Raw genomic sequence first — 13,384 nt, forward strand, 5'->3', positions numbered from 1 at the left:
CCCGCGAGCGCCCCCGCCTCGCCCGGGCCGCCCCGCTCGTCGTGGCGATCCTCGCCGCAACCGCGCTCTGGCTCGCCCCGCTCGTCCTCGACACCTTCGCGGTCAACGTGCTGACCCGCTCGATGATCTACGCGGTGCTCGCCGTCACGGTCGATTTGCTGTGGGGCTTCGCCGGCATCCTGACCTTCGGCCAGGCCGCGTTCTTCGGCATCGGCGCCTACGCGACCGCGATGCTGCTCTCGGCTCACGGAGCGGCGCCGCACTGGATGGCGCTCGCGGTCCTGATCGCGGTCGCCGCACCGATGCTGCTCGGCCTCGCGGTCGGCTGGCTGTCCTTCTACCACCGCTCGACGGCGCTCTACGCCTCGGTGATCTCCCTCGTCGTGCCGATCGTGGTGGTGCAGGCGATCTATTCCGGCGGCGAGCGGACCGGCTCCAGCAGCGGGCTCGTCGGCTTCGACGTGCTGCCGCTCGAGATCGAGGGGTACTTCCGGTTGGCCGCCCTCCTCCTCGTCGCCGTCACCCTGGCGGCCTGGATCCTGGTGCGCTCGGATGCCGGGCGCATGCTGGTGGCCCTGCGGGACAACGAGGCGCGCTGCGCCTATCTCGGCCTCCATCCCCGGCGGTGGCAGATCGGCCTCACCGCTGTGCTGGCGGGCGTCGCGGGCCTCGCCGGCTTCGCCTTCGCCAACGCCTCGGGCGTCGTGGCGCCGGAGAATGCCGGCTTCCTGTTCGGCACCGAGCTGGTGATCTGGGTGGCTCTCGGCGGACGCGGCACGCTGATCGGGCCGGTGCTCGGCACCATCGCGATCGACTACCTCGCCGCCAACCTCTCGGGCGACCTGCCCTTCCTGTGGCAGCTCCTCCTCGGCACGGCCTTCGTCGCGATCATCATCCTGCTCCCCGGGGGCCTCGCGGAGCTCGCCCGCCGCGCCTGGGGCGCGCTGCCCGCCGGGCGGCGGCGGGCCGTCGCGCCGCGCCTGCGCGCGGAGCTCTCGCGCGCCGCGCCGCGCAGCGACGCGCCGCTCCTCACCGTCCAGGGCCTCGCCAAATCCTACGGCAGCCTGACGGTGCTGGAGAGCATCGACCTCGCCATCCGGGCGGGCGAGCTCGTCAGCCTCGTCGGGCCGAACGGCGCCGGCAAGACGACGCTGATGCGCTGCCTGAGCGACGGCACCGAGCCGTTCCGCGGCGCCATCGCGGTCGGCGGCGTCCCGACCACGGGACTGACCCCGAACCGCATCGTCGCCCTCGGCGTCGGGCGCAAGTTCCAGGTCGCGAGCGTGTTCGAGAGCCTGTCCGTCGCGGATTGCCTGCGGCTCGCCCGCGCCTCCCGCGCGTCCCTGAGCCCGCTCGCCCGGGCCGAGACCCTGGCCCTGCCGCAGGCGGTGCTCGACATCCTACGGATGACCGGGCTCGACGCGCACCTCGCCGAGCCCGCCCGCCTGCTCTCGCACGGCCAGAAGCAGGCGCTCGAACTCGCGATGGTGGTGGCCCTGGAGCCGCGCCTCGTCCTCCTCGACGAGCCGACCGCCGGCCTGACCAAGGCCGAGCGCACCACCATCGGCACGGTGCTCAAGGGTCTCGCCCATGATCTCGGCATCGCCGTGGTGCTGGTCGAGCACGACCTCGACTTCGTGCGCGAGATCTCCTCGCGCATCGTGGTGCTGCACCAGGGCCGGCTGGTGCTCGACGGCACGGTGGACGAAGTCGTCGGTTCGGCGCTGGTGCGGACCATCTACGCGGGAGGCGGCCATGCATAACGTCATGAGCGACGCAGGCACGACCGGGGCCGCGTCCGCGGTCAGGGGCGCGAGCCTCGTCCTCGATCGCGTGTCGAGCGGCTACGGCGCCGTCGCGATCGTGAAGGGCGTCTCGCTCGCGATCCAGCCGGGCGAGAGCGTCGCGCTGCTCGGCAAGAACGGCATGGGCAAGACGACGCTCCTGAAGACGATCCTGGGGCTGGTCTCGCTCCGGTCGGGCTCGGTCGCGATCGACGGGCGCGCGATCGCCGGGCTCAGTCCCGGAAAGCTCGTGTCTCTCGGCGTCGGCTACGCCCCCCAGGAGCAGCCGCTGTTCCAGGACCTCTCGATCCGCGACAACCTGCGCCTGGCGCTGGCCTCGGACCGGCTCCTGCCGGAAGCCCTGGAGTGCGTCTTCGGCCACTTCCCGTTCCTGAAGGAGCGGCTGTCGCAGCGCGCCGGCACCCTGTCGGGCGGCGAGCAGAAGATGCTCATCCTCGCCCGCGCCCTGATGCTGCGCCCGCGCCTGCTCCTCATCGACGAGATTTCCGAGGGCCTCCAGCCCTCGGTCGTCGACCGCATCGCCGCCGCCCTCGCGGCCGAGCGGATCGCCTACGGCACCACGATGCTGATCGTCGAGCAGAACCTCGATTTCGCACTCCGGGTCGCCAATCGCTGGGCCGCGCTCAAGCTCGGCGAGATCGAAGACGAGGGGAACGTCGACGGGGAGGCGCGGGCGCGGATCCTGCGGCACCTGAGCGTGTGACGGGGGCTGTCGGGGCGTATGATACAGTTTTTGCTTGATCCAGTCAGACAAAGACTGAGCGCGGGAACAGATCAAGCGGGGATGGCATGAGAGCTTGTTCGACTTGACGGACAGTGTTGCCACCCTCCTCGTCATCCCGGGGCTCGGCGAAGCCGAGAGCCCGGGATGACACGGAGGATTTGAGAGCTGTAACGAACAGGCTCGGAGGCCTTCGCGCCTCGGGACCCCCCGCGCGCTTCAGCCCTTCGACGTCCGCGCCAGCGCGCGGGCGAGCGCCTCGCGGTGCTCCTCGCTGGTGTGCGCGATCGCCTGCGCCGTGGCCGAGAGCTGCAGCAGCGAGGGCAGGGTCGCGAAGCGCCCTTCGCGCAACAGGCGCTTCGTCGCCCGGACCGCCTGGGGCGGGTTGACGGCGATGCGCTCGGCGAGCCGCCGGCTCGCCGCCATCAGCTCGGGTCCCGGCACCACCTGCGAGACGAGCCCGCAGGCGAGCGCCTCCGCGGCCGAGATCGCGTCGCCGGTGAGCGCCATCTCGCAGGCCTTCGACCAGCCGACGACCCGCGGCAGCAGCCAGGCGCCGCCGTCGCCCGGGATGATGCCGATCTTGACGAAGCTCTCGGCGAAGCGCGCCGTGTCGGCGGCGATGCGCAGGTCGCACATGCAGGCGAGGTCGGTGCCCGCGCCGATCGCCGGGCCGTTGACGGCGGCGATCACCGGCACGTCGAGGGCCTCGAAGGCGAGCGGGATGCGCTGGATGCCTTGCGTGTAGTAGGCCATCGTGGCGTGGGGGTCCCGGGCGCGCTCCTCCAGCGCGGTCTGCATCGCCCGCAGGTCGCCGCCGGACGAGAACGCACTGCCTGCCCCCGTCAGGATCGCCACCCGCACCGACGGGTCGGCGCCGATCCGTCCGAGCGCCCCGACGAGCCCGTCGACCACGTCGCGTTCCGAGATCGGGTTGCGCGTCTCCGGCCGGTTGAGCGTCAGCGTGACGATCCCGCCCTCCTGCTCGTAGAGCACCGCGTCGGTCATGGTTGGTCTCCCGATCATCTGAGTCCAAGTCCGCGGGCGATGATGCCGCGCAGGATCTCGCGCGTGCCGCCGCGCAGCGAGAAGGACGGTGCGTGCAAGCTGGTATAGGCCAGCACCTCCGCGAAAGCGCAGGCTTCCGGCGTCGGCGGCCCCTCGGCGACGAGGTCGCGGGCGATCTCGGGGATCTCCTGCTCGACGAGCGCCCCGAGATCCTTGACCATCGCGGCCTCCAACGCCGGATCGGCCCCGGCCTGGAGCAGGCCCGCCACCGAGCGCGACATGCGCCGCAACGTGATCAGCTGCGCGCCGAGCCGCCCGAGGGCGATCTCGGCCCGCGCATCGGACGCCGGCTGGAGCGCCCGCACCAATTCGACGAGGAGCCAGAACGAGGACAGGAAGCGCTCCGGCCCGCTGCGCTCATAGGCGAGTTCGCCGGTCACCTGCGCCCAGCCCTCGCCCTCGCGCCCGAGCAGCGCATCCTCGGGGAGGAGGACGTCCTCGAATACCACTTCATTGAAATGATGCTCGCCGACGAGGTTGCGCACCGGCCGGATCGTGATGCCCGGCAGGGTCAGGTCGACGACGAACTGGCTCGTGCCGGCGTGGCGGTGCTCGCGGTCGAGCGGCCCGGTGCGGCAGAACAGGATCATGAGGTGGCAATGGGTGGCGTTGGTGGTCCACAGCTTGGTGCCGTTGACCCGCCAGCCACCGCCCTCCCGCACCGCCTTGGTGCGGACCGAGGCGAGGTCGGAGCCGGAATCGGGCTCGCTCATGCCGATGCAGAAGAAGCACTCGCCGGCGGCGATCCGGGGCAGGATCGCGGCCTTCTGGGCCTCGGTGCCGTAGCGGAGCAGGCTCGGGCCGCTCTGGCGCTCGGCGATCCAGTGCGCGCCGACCGGCGCGCCGGCGGCGAGCAGCTCCTCGAGCAGCACGTAGCGTTCGAGCGCCGAGCGCTCCTGCCCGCCATACTGCTTCGGCCAGGTCAGCCCGAGCCAGCCCTGCTCCCCGAGCCTGCGCGAGAAGGCGGGGTCGAGGCCGTTCCAGCTCTGGGCCCGGTCGATCGGGGCGCGGTCCTTCAGCGCGCTCGCCAGGAAGGCCCGGACCTCGGCGCGGAACGCCTCCGCCGCGGGGGAGGGCGGCGGGAAGGTGAATTGCGACATGGGACGAGTCCTCAGGCGGCCGTGATCGCGGGCCACAGCCCGTCCGGGCCGGCGGCGATCAGGTGGCGGCCGAGCCTCTGCGCCCACTCGGCCTCGCGTCCGAACGCGTCGCGCCAGGCCCGCAGGCGGCCGGTGAAGTGGTGCAGCCGGTGCTCCGCCGTGAAGCCGATCGCGCCGTGGATCTGGTGGGCGATGGCGGCGCCCTGGCCCGCCGCCTCGCCGGTACGGATCTTGGCGGCCGCGACCGCCGGCAATAGCCCCGATCCCCAGGCCGCCACCGCCTCCGCCGCGAGATCGGCCGCCGCCGCCGCCGAGGCCGCCTGGCCGGCGAGCACGGCGAGGTTCTGCTGCACGGCCTGGAACTGGCCGATGGCGCGGCCGAACTGCCGGCGCTCGCAAGCATATGCCACGGTCATGGCGCTGACGGCGCTGAGCGCCCCGGCGATCATCAGGGCGCGGGTCGCGGCGCCCGCCGCCCGCAACTCGGCCGCACCGAAGGGAGCCGGGGCGCCGTCCGCGGCGACCGATTCGACGCGCAGGGCGTCGCTCGGATCGCCGGCGATGTCGGTGCCCGGCTCGACCGTGAGCTGATCCCGCGGCAGCGCGACGAGGACCGGCCCGCCCGGGCCCTCGGCCAGGACCACGACCGCCCGGGCGTGGCGGCCGAACGCGACGCCCCAGGCGTGCCCGCTCACCCGGCCGGCCGCGTCGAGCCTGACCTCCGATCCTTGCGCGACCGCGAGCGGCCCGGCCGGGATTTCCATGCCGGCGCGGGACAGGAGGAGGCCGGCCAGCATCGTGTCGGCGAGCGGCAGCGGCAGGGCGTGCGCGCCGGCCACCGTCAGGAGCGACAGGGCGTCGGCGACCGGCACCCCGAACCCGCCGGCCGCCTCGGGCAGGATCGCGGCCGGCAGGCCGTTCTCGTGAAGGAGCGTCCACAGGTCCTCGGGCCACTGGCCCGCGGCCACCGCTGCGCGGGCCTGCGGGGTGAGGCGGTCGGCGAGCAGGCGGTCGGCGGTCTCGCGCAAGCTCGCGCCGGCATCGTCCGTGTGAGAATCCGTCATGTCAGCGTCCCTGGAAGGCGGGCCGGCGCTTCTCGAGGAAGGCGGTCTTGCCCTCGTGGTGGTCGGCGGTCTGGAACAGGGCGGCCTGGGCGCTGCGCTCCCAGTCGAGCACCTCGTCGATCCCGCGCGCCAGCCACTCCTTGGCCATCGCGGTCGAGAGCGGCGCCAGCCCCTCGTAGGTGCGGGCGAGCGCCAGCGCCCGGTCGAGGGCGGCGCCATCCGGCACGACCTCGTCGACGAGGCCCATGGCGAGGCCGTCGCGGGCGCCGACAGGATTGGCCTGGAGCAGGATCTGGCGCGCGCGGCCCTGGCCGACCCGGGCCGGCAGGGTGTGGAGCAGGCCGGCATCGGCCACGAGCCCGACCTTCGGGAACGAGGCGACGAAGCGCGCGCCCTCGGCGGCCACGATCGTGTCGCAGAGGAGGGCGAAGCTGAAGCCGGCGCCGGCGGCCCAGCCCTCGACCGCCGCGATATAGGGTTTTCCCGATTTCACGATCGCCCGGACGATGGCGTGGAGCAGCCGGAACCGGTCGCGCCCGCCGGCGAGCCCGTCGGCCTGCATCGCCGTGAGGTCGCCGCCGGCGCTGAACACCTGCGTCCCGCCGGTGAGCACGACCGCCCGGATCGCCGAATCGCGCTCGATGCGCTCGATCGCCTCGGCGAGCGCCACCCGGATCGCCGGGGTGAGCGCGTTGCGCTTGGCCAACTCGTTGAGCGTCAGGATCGCGACCGCGCCGTCGCGGCGCTCCAGCAGCACGGGGTGATCTGTCATGCTCACGCCTCCACCCGGTCCGCGCCCGCGAACACCGCGCGCCCGTTGTTGATCACCACGACGTCGCGCTCCGCCACGCGCGCTCGGAACGAGCCGTCGCGCCAGATCTCCACCTGGACGGTCTCGCCCGGGTAGACCGGCGCGGAGAAGCGCAGGGCGAACTCGCGGAAGCGGCCGGGCTCGTAGTCGCCGAGCACCCGCAGCAGGGCGTGGCCGACGATCCCGAGCGTGCACAACCCGTGCAGGATCGGGCGCGGGAAGCCGGCCCGCGCCGCCACGTCGGGATCGGCGTGGAGCGGGTTGTCGTCGCCGTTGAGCCGGTAATAGAGCGCCTGCTCGGGCCGGGTCGGCATCTCGACGACCGTGTCGGGCGGGTTCTGGGGCAGGGCGTGCGGCTCCGCCACCGGGCCGGAGGGGCCGCCGAAGCCGCCGTCGCCGCGCAGGAAGGTGGTGCTGCGCGTCGTCGCGAGCAGCGTGCCCTCGCCGTCGCGCACCTCCTTCTCCGAGTAGACCAGCGCGCCCCGCCCTTCGCCCTTGTCGACGAGCCCGGTGATGCGGGTGGTGCCGACGATCTCGCCCTCGACCGGGAGCGGCCGGTGCATGGCGATGCGCTGCTCGCCGTGGACGACCCGGACCACGTCGATGCCGGTCGCCGGATCGGCCATCCAGAAGCCGGGGTGACCCAGCACCACCGACATCGTCGGCACCGCCTTGAGCGGCCGGTGGCCGTCGACGAAGTCGAGCTGGTGGGTATCGAGCGGGTCCTGCCCGAACCCGATCGAGAGCGCGTAGAGCACGCTGTCGCGCCGCGTGAGGCGCTGGCGCACCTCCGGGATGTGGTGGCGCATCAGGGAATCGTAGGTGAAGGGCATGGGTTGAGACGTGTCCGCTAGATCTGTTCCAATACGGATGAAGCGCGGGATCCCCTCTCCCGAGTGGGAGAGGGGTAGGGGTGAGGGTGACACGCTTCCGCAGAAGGCTAAGACCGTTGAGCCGCGCAGCTCGACGGTTCCGGATCATTGCGGAACCCGAGCCACCCTCACCCCTGACCCCTCTCCCACACGGGAGAGGGGAACCGCGCTCGACTTTGAATTGTCGGAGACATTCGATTCGTCGAAAGAATCTGCCGCCCGCCGCCGCGGCCACAGGCTCGCCAGGCCTTTCGGGCACAGGCACAACACCGCGACCAGCACCACCCCGAGCACCAGCTTGTCGCCGTAGGCGCCGAGCGAGGCAAAACTCTTCTGGGACAGGAGCAACGCCACGCCGAGGAGCGGCCCGAGCAGGATGCGCCGCCCGGCGAGGATCACCCCGGTCAGCATCAGCACGAGGAAGTAGGTGTCGAACAGGTCGGTGCCGACATAGGCGCGCTGGAACGCGTAGAGCCAGCCGGCCGCGGCGCTGATCACCGCCGAGAGCAAAAAAACCTGCAACCGGATGCGGTTGCCGTCGAGGCCGCACATCGTGGCGAGCCGCGGGTTCATGTGCACCATCAGCGCCGCTTGGCCGAGGCGCGAGCGCCGGAAGCGGTGGACGACGTAGAGGGTGAGGAGCAGCAGGGCGTAGGCGAAGGGCCAGAACTCGACGCTGCGCCCGGCCGTCAGCTCGACCGGACCGATCGACAGGTCAAGGGGCGGGATGCCCACGATGCCGTCCGAGCCGCCGAGAAAGTCCCAGTTGGATGCGATGTTCATGCACACCACCGCCGCCGCGTAGGTGACGAGCGAGAACGCGAATTCCCGGGTGCGCAGGGTGATCACCCCGAGCACCAGGGCGAGGCACAAGGCCGCCAGCACCGCCCCGGCGAGCGCCGTCCAGGCGCCGAACCCGTAGGTGACGGTGAGGATCGCCGCCGCGTAGGCGCCGGTGGCGAAGAAGGCGGTGTGGACGAGGCTGATCTCGCCGAGATCCGACAGGATCACGTCGAGCCCGTAGGACATCGCGGCGAAGATCGCGATCGCCACCAGCGTGTCGTAGACCAGCGTCGAGGCGCCGAGCAGCCCCGGGAGCAGGAAGCCCGCGACGGCGAGCAGGGCCGCGAGGGCGAGGCGCAGGATGGGGTGGGTCATCGGGCGAAGCTCCCCGAGGCCGAGAGCGCGCCCGGCCGCAGCACCATCGCGGCGATGAGGAGCGCGAAGACCGCCGCCGTGGTGTAGGCCGGCGAGACGAGGGCGCCGAACAGCGCGGTGAACAGGCCGATGCCGAGCCCGGCGACGTAGCTGCCGAGCACGCTGCCGATGCCGCCGAGCACCACCACCACGAAGGTCATCACCACCTGGTCGAAGCCCATCGAGGTCAGGATCGGCGTGCGCGGCGCGACGAGCGCCGCCGCGAAGGCGACCGCCGCGCCCTCGAAGGCGAAGATGCCCATGTAGATGCGCGAGACCCGCAGGCCCCCGAGTGCCGTCAGCCGCGGGTCCTCCGCCACCATCCGGACCGCGGCGCCGAGCCAGGAGCGGTGGAGCGCCAGGTAGAGGACGGCGAAGACCAGGATCGTGGCTCCCACCAGGATCGCGTCCTGCACCGTGAACCAGACCGGTCCGAGATGGACGCTCATCTCCTGGAACGGGCTCGCCAGGGTCTGGGGCTTCGGACCGAAGGCGAGGCCGGCCGCCCCTTCGAGCGCCTGGCCGAAGCCGAGAGTGACGATCATCAGGCTGACGAGGTCCTGCGAGAGGGTGAGCCGCAGGAACAGGCGCTGCATCACCGCGCCGAGGACGGCTCCGAGCATCACCGCGGCCAGGACCGCGGCCGGATAGGGCAGGCCGGTCGCCGCCATGACCCACCAGGCCACGAAGGCGCCGATCATGTACATCTGGCCGTGGCCGAAATTCACCAGCCGCGCGGCGCCGAGGAGCAGCGTCCAGCCGACCGCGACGAGCGCGTAGGCGTGGCCGATGATGACGCCGTTGACGAGTTGCTGGGCGACGTTCATCCGTGGCTCGCTCCGAGATAGGCCTCGACGATGCGCGGGTCGTTCCGCATCTCCGCCACCGGGCCGGCGGCGACCACGCGGCCGCGCTCCAGGAGGTGCAGCACGTCGGTGACCTCGGCCGCCGCGTGCACGTTCTGCTCGACGAGCAGCACCGTCAGCCCGCCCTCGACCAGCTCGCGGATGGTGGCGAGCAGCGTCGCGACGAGGCGCGGCGCGAGCCCGATCGAGGGCTCGTCGAGGAGGAGGAGTTTTGGGGCCATGCGGAGCGCCCGGCCGACCGCCAGCATCTGGCGCTCGCCGCCCGACAGCGAGCCGGCGAGGTTCGCCCGGCGCTCGCGCAGGCGCGGGAAGAGGGCGTAGACGTCCTCGACGGCGTAGGAGCGCCCGCCTTTGCCGCCCTGGGCCCCGCCCGGCCGCGCCACCGCCTTCAGGTTCTCCTCGACGGAGAGGCCGAGGAACACGCCGCGCCCCTCCGGCACGAGCTGGAGGCCGCGGCGCACGCGCGCTTCCGCCGAGAGCCCGGCCAGCTCCTCGCCGTCGAGCCGGACGGAGCCGGCGATCCGCGGCTCGGCCCGCGACCAGTTCGCGACCGCGTTGATCAGCGTCGACTTGCCGGCGCCGTTGGCGCCGATCACCCCGGCGAGCGTGCCGGGCTCGACGACCAGGCGCTCGACCGCGACCGCCTCGGCCTGGCCGTAGGCGACGTGCAGGCCGGCGATCTCGAGCCGCGCGCTCACGCCGCCCTCCCGAGATAGGCCGCGAGCACGCGCGGATCGGCCTGGATCTCGGCCGGCCGGCCGTTTGCGATCGGCTGCCCGAGTTCGAGGACGACGACCTCGTCGGCGATGGCCATCACGAGATCCATGTGATGCTCGATCAGCACCACCGCGAGACGATCGTCGCGCATGCGCTCCAGCACGCCCCGCAGCGCGATCATGTCCGGACCACCGAGGCCCGCCGCCGGCTCGTCGAGCAGCACGACCCGGGCGCCGGGGGCGGCGGCCAGCGCGATCGAGAGCATGCGCTGCGTGCCGTAGGAGAGCTCGCCCGGCAGCCGCCCGTGGACGCCCTCGGGCACGTGGTAGGCCAGCAGATGGGCCCGCGCCTGCGCGTCGATCGCACGGCGCCGCCGTGCCTCGATCCAGGGCAGGAACACCGATTGGGCGAGCGGGCTCGGACGGCTCTCGATCAGGGCCGCCGCCATGTTCTCCAGGACGGTCATCCCGCCGAAGAACGCGTTCTGCTGGAAGGTGCGGCGCAGGCCCGCCCGGGGCAGCGCGTGGGCCGGCCTGTCCGTCACGTCCGCCCCGTCGAGCCGGATGCGCCCGCCATGCGACACCATGTTGGTGGCCGCCATGAAGCAGGTGCTCTTGCCGGCCCCGTTCGGTCCGATGATGCCGAGGATCCGCCCGGCGGCGACGGACCACGACATCGCCTTCAGGGCCTGGAACCCGCCGAAGCGGACCGACAGGTCCTCGACGGCCAGCACCGGCGGCGTGTCAGCTCTCGACGACAATCTTGCCATCCTTGACCGTGAACACGAAGTGCCGGTGCTGCATCTGGCCGTTGGGCTCGAAGCGCACGGTGCCGAAGATCGTGCCGGGGATCTCCTGGCCGCGGATCGCGCCCGCGACCGCCTTGCGGTCGAGGGTGCCGGCCTTCGTCGCCGCCTTGGCCCAGACCTCGAGCGAGGCGGCACCGAGCGCCATGAACTTGTCCGGCTCGGTCTTGAACTGCTTCTGCATCTGCGCGACGAAGCGCTTGTTCTCCGGGTTGCTGGCGAAGGGCTCGGTCTCGGGAAAGTAGATGTCGGCGCTGTGGAGCCCGTTCGCCGCCTTGCCGGTGGTCTCGATCACGCTCGGGCCCACCGTGCCGACGGTGCAGATCACCGGCGCGCCGACCTGCCCTTGCGCGTATTGCTGCAGGAAGGCCGGCAGCCCGGCGCCCTCGTTGGCGTTGATGCTGATGACGTAATCCGGCTTGGCATCCCGGATGCTGGTGATCTCGACCCGGAAATCGGTCTGCGGGAACGGAAACTTGAGCGTCTGGACGATGGTGTAATCGAGGGCGGCCTTCTTGAACTCGGCCTCGATCCCCTGCTGGGCACCGTTGCCGTAGGCGTCGTTCTCGGTGACGAAGACGATGCGGGCCTTTTTGGTCTTATTGCCGAGATACTGCGCGATGATCGCCGCATCCTGCACGTTGGCGCTGTTGAGGCGGATCGCCAGCGGGTTCGAGGCGCTGGCCAGGATCGCGTCGGCCTTCGAGATCATCGTGATGTCGAGGATGCCGGCCCGCGCGAGCACCGACTGCATCGCCAGCGTCACCGGGCTGTTCCAGCCCTCCAGCACCACCGCGACGCCGGCCGCCGCCAGTTCGTTGGCCTTGGCGACGCCGATCGCCGGCGTGCTCTCGTCGTCGCGCACCAGGATCTCGACCGGCCGGCCGAGCACCCCGCCGCCCTCGTTGATCAGCGCCGCCATGGCCTGGACCGCATGGGTGACGTCCTGCCCCTGCCGTCCGGCGCCGCCGCTCAGCGGGATGATGAGCCCGACCTTGATCGGGTCCGCCGCCCGGGCGAGGGCCGGCACGAGCGGGGCCGCGGCGAGCCCGGCGAGAACGCTGCGTCTCGAAAGCACGTTCGTTCCTCCCAGATTTGAGTAAGTATTTTTGGCGTTGCTTGCTCATTTTCCAAGTTATAACATTGTTTTTTGGTGCCGTCTATCTGTATATAATCACATTCGCAGCGCGGAGGACGTTATGGGACAAACAGGAACGGTGCTGGTTGCGGGCGCCGGCGGGCTGGTCGGGCGGGCCGTGATCGACCATTACTTGAGCGCGGGGTGGGAGGTGATCGCCCTGTCGCGACGCCCGTCCGAGCCGGCGACGGGGGCGGCGCATGTCGCGGTCGATCTTTCGGATGCCGCGCAAAGCCGGGCGCGGCTGTCCGAGATCCGCACCCTCACCCACGTGGTCTATGCGGCGCTCTACGAGAAGCCGGACCTCACCGGCGGCTGGCTCGACGACGACCAGATCGCCACCAACCTGGCGATGCTGGTCAACCTCCTCGATGCGGTCGAGCCGCAGAATCCGGGCCTGCGCCACGTCGCCCTGCTCCAGGGCGCCAAGGCCTACGGGGTCCATCTCGGCCAGGCTCCGGTCCCGGCCCGGGAGAGCGCGCCGCGCCACATCCATCCGAACTTCTACTGGGCGCAGGAGGATTTTCTGGCCGACCGGCAGGCCGGGAAGGGGTGGAGCTTCACGATCCTCCGGCCGCAGGTGGTGTTCGGCTTCGCGGAGGGCAGCGCCATGAACATGGTCGCGGCCGTGGGCGCCTACGCGGCGATCAGCCGGGAACTCGGGCTTCCGCTGGTCTATCCGGGGACCGGCACCCGGGTCACCGAGGCGACGGATGCCCGCCTGCTCGCTCGCGCCATCGCCTGGGCCGGTCGCACGCAAGCCGCCGAGAACCAGACCTTCAACGTGACGAACGGCGACGTCTTCACCTGGGAGAATCTCTGGCCGGTGATCGCCCGGGCTTTCGGCATGGAGGTCGGGCTGCCGCATCCGATGCCGTTGTCCCGCATCATGCCGGGCCGGGCCGCTACCTGGCAGGGCATCGTCGCGCGCCACGGCCTGCGGCCCCTGTCCCTCGACCGGCTGGTCGGCGCCTCGTGGCAATTCGCCGATTTCGCCGTCTCCCGAACCCACTCGACCGCGTCGCTGCTCAGCACGATCAAGATCCGGCAGGCGGGGTTCGGGGAGTGCATCGACACCGAGGCGTCGCTGGCCTGGTGGCTGGCGGACCTCCAGGAGCGGCGGGTGTTGCCGGGGGTGCCGGGCTGACATCGACAGACGGCCCGGTCGCCCTTCCCAAAGGGAACGACCGGGTCGTCTCGCTAAAGGAAGGGGCGCGGGA

General features: G+C 71.7%; 13 protein-coding genes. 3 read left to right on the plus strand and 10 right to left on the minus strand.

From position 1 onward, the window contains the following. Window positions 1-41: 41 nt before the first annotated feature. Both BM430_RS04335 and BM430_RS04340 read left to right on the plus strand, forming a co-directional pair. Window positions 42-1,763, plus strand: a complete 1,722-nt coding sequence (locus tag BM430_RS04335) for a branched-chain amino acid ABC transporter ATP-binding protein/permease (RefSeq protein WP_280142262.1) — start codon at window positions 42-44, stop codon at window positions 1,761-1,763. Next, window positions 1,756-2,508, plus strand: coding sequence for an ABC transporter ATP-binding protein (locus BM430_RS04340; RefSeq protein WP_244539312.1), 753 nt, complete (start codon window positions 1,756-1,758; stop codon window positions 2,506-2,508). Before BM430_RS04335 ends, BM430_RS04340 begins: the two co-directional genes overlap by 8 nt. Before the next feature lie 237 nt (window positions 2,509-2,745). Here BM430_RS04340 and BM430_RS04345 read toward each other — a convergent pair whose 3' ends face one another. The 10 genes from BM430_RS04345 to BM430_RS04390 all read right to left on the minus strand — a co-directional run bounded on the left by BM430_RS04345 (window position 2,746) and on the right by BM430_RS04390 (window position 12,104). After that, window positions 2,746-3,534, minus strand: coding sequence for a crotonase/enoyl-CoA hydratase family protein (locus BM430_RS04345; RefSeq protein ID WP_093565767.1), 789 nt, complete (start codon window positions 3,532-3,534; stop codon window positions 2,746-2,748). A gap of 14 nt (window positions 3,535-3,548) precedes the next feature. Beyond that, a complete protein-coding gene (locus BM430_RS04350; RefSeq protein WP_093565769.1) occupies window positions 3,549-4,694 on the minus strand; it encodes an acyl-CoA dehydrogenase family protein in 1,146 nt (381 codons plus the stop codon). Between the two features lie 11 nt (window positions 4,695-4,705). After that, complete coding sequence (locus BM430_RS04355) at window positions 4,706-5,758, minus strand: acyl-CoA dehydrogenase family protein (RefSeq protein WP_093565771.1); 1,053 nt, start codon at window positions 5,756-5,758, stop codon at window positions 4,706-4,708. Between the two features lies 1 nt (window position 5,759). Next, on the minus strand, window positions 5,760-6,530 hold the full coding sequence (locus BM430_RS04360) for an enoyl-CoA hydratase/isomerase family protein (protein WP_093565772.1): 771 nt from the start codon (window positions 6,528-6,530) through the stop codon (window positions 5,760-5,762). A gap of 2 nt (window positions 6,531-6,532) precedes the next feature. Beyond that, the gene (locus tag BM430_RS04365) at window positions 6,533-7,402 is read right to left on the minus strand and encodes a MaoC/PaaZ C-terminal domain-containing protein (RefSeq protein ID WP_093565773.1); all 870 of its coding nucleotides are present in this window, start codon (window positions 7,400-7,402) and stop codon (window positions 6,533-6,535) included. A 144-nt stretch (window positions 7,403-7,546) separates the two neighbouring features. Next, complete coding sequence (locus BM430_RS04370; protein ID WP_093565775.1) at window positions 7,547-8,599, minus strand: branched-chain amino acid ABC transporter permease; 1,053 nt, start codon at window positions 8,597-8,599, stop codon at window positions 7,547-7,549. Next, the gene (locus BM430_RS04375) at window positions 8,596-9,465 is read right to left on the minus strand and encodes a branched-chain amino acid ABC transporter permease (RefSeq protein WP_093565776.1); all 870 of its coding nucleotides are present in this window, start codon (window positions 9,463-9,465) and stop codon (window positions 8,596-8,598) included. The genes BM430_RS04370 and BM430_RS04375 overlap by 4 nt, the downstream gene beginning before the upstream one ends. Beyond that, a complete protein-coding gene (locus BM430_RS04380; protein ID WP_093565779.1) occupies window positions 9,462-10,202 on the minus strand; it encodes an ABC transporter ATP-binding protein in 741 nt (246 codons plus the stop codon). The genes BM430_RS04375 and BM430_RS04380 overlap by 4 nt, the downstream gene beginning before the upstream one ends. Then, a complete protein-coding gene (locus BM430_RS04385; protein WP_244539313.1) occupies window positions 10,199-10,981 on the minus strand; it encodes an ABC transporter ATP-binding protein in 783 nt (260 codons plus the stop codon). Before BM430_RS04385 ends, BM430_RS04380 begins: the two co-directional genes overlap by 4 nt. Then, the gene (locus BM430_RS04390; protein WP_093565783.1) at window positions 10,965-12,104 is read right to left on the minus strand and encodes an ABC transporter substrate-binding protein; all 1,140 of its coding nucleotides are present in this window, start codon (window positions 12,102-12,104) and stop codon (window positions 10,965-10,967) included. The genes BM430_RS04385 and BM430_RS04390 overlap by 17 nt, the downstream gene beginning before the upstream one ends. 121 nt (window positions 12,105-12,225) lie before the next feature. Between BM430_RS04390 and BM430_RS04395 the strand changes: the two genes are divergently transcribed. Further along, window positions 12,226-13,311: an SDR family oxidoreductase gene (locus tag BM430_RS04395; protein ID WP_093565784.1), complete on the plus strand. Its 1,086-nt coding sequence runs from the start codon at window positions 12,226-12,228 to the stop codon at window positions 13,309-13,311. The last annotated feature ends 73 nt before the right edge of the window (window positions 13,312-13,384 follow it).

The organism is Methylobacterium sp. 174MFSha1.1 (genome assembly GCF_900116815.1).
Taxonomy (GTDB): domain Bacteria; phylum Pseudomonadota; class Alphaproteobacteria; order Rhizobiales; family Beijerinckiaceae; genus Methylobacterium.

Coding starts and splice junctions, on each gene's coding strand:
- BM430_RS04340 (WP_244539312.1), top strand. CDS start 1,756: ATGCATAACGTCATGAGCGACGCAGGCACGACCGGGGCCGCGTCCGCG.
- BM430_RS04345 (WP_093565767.1), bottom strand. CDS start 3,534: ATGACCGACGCGGTGCTCTACGAGCAGGAGGGCGGGATCGTCACGCTG.
- BM430_RS04350 (WP_093565769.1), bottom strand. CDS start 4,694: ATGTCGCAATTCACCTTCCCGCCGCCCTCCCCCGCGGCGGAGGCGTTC.
- BM430_RS04355 (WP_093565771.1), bottom strand. CDS start 5,758: ATGACGGATTCTCACACGGACGATGCCGGCGCGAGCTTGCGCGAGACC.
- BM430_RS04360 (WP_093565772.1), bottom strand. CDS start 6,530: ATGACAGATCACCCCGTGCTGCTGGAGCGCCGCGACGGCGCGGTCGCG.
- BM430_RS04365 (WP_093565773.1), bottom strand. CDS start 7,402: ATGCCCTTCACCTACGATTCCCTGATGCGCCACCACATCCCGGAGGTG.
- BM430_RS04370 (WP_093565775.1), bottom strand. CDS start 8,599: ATGACCCACCCCATCCTGCGCCTCGCCCTCGCGGCCCTGCTCGCCGTC.
- BM430_RS04375 (WP_093565776.1), bottom strand. CDS start 9,465: ATGAACGTCGCCCAGCAACTCGTCAACGGCGTCATCATCGGCCACGCC.
- BM430_RS04395 (WP_093565784.1), top strand. CDS start 12,226: ATGGGACAAACAGGAACGGTGCTGGTTGCGGGCGCCGGCGGGCTGGTC.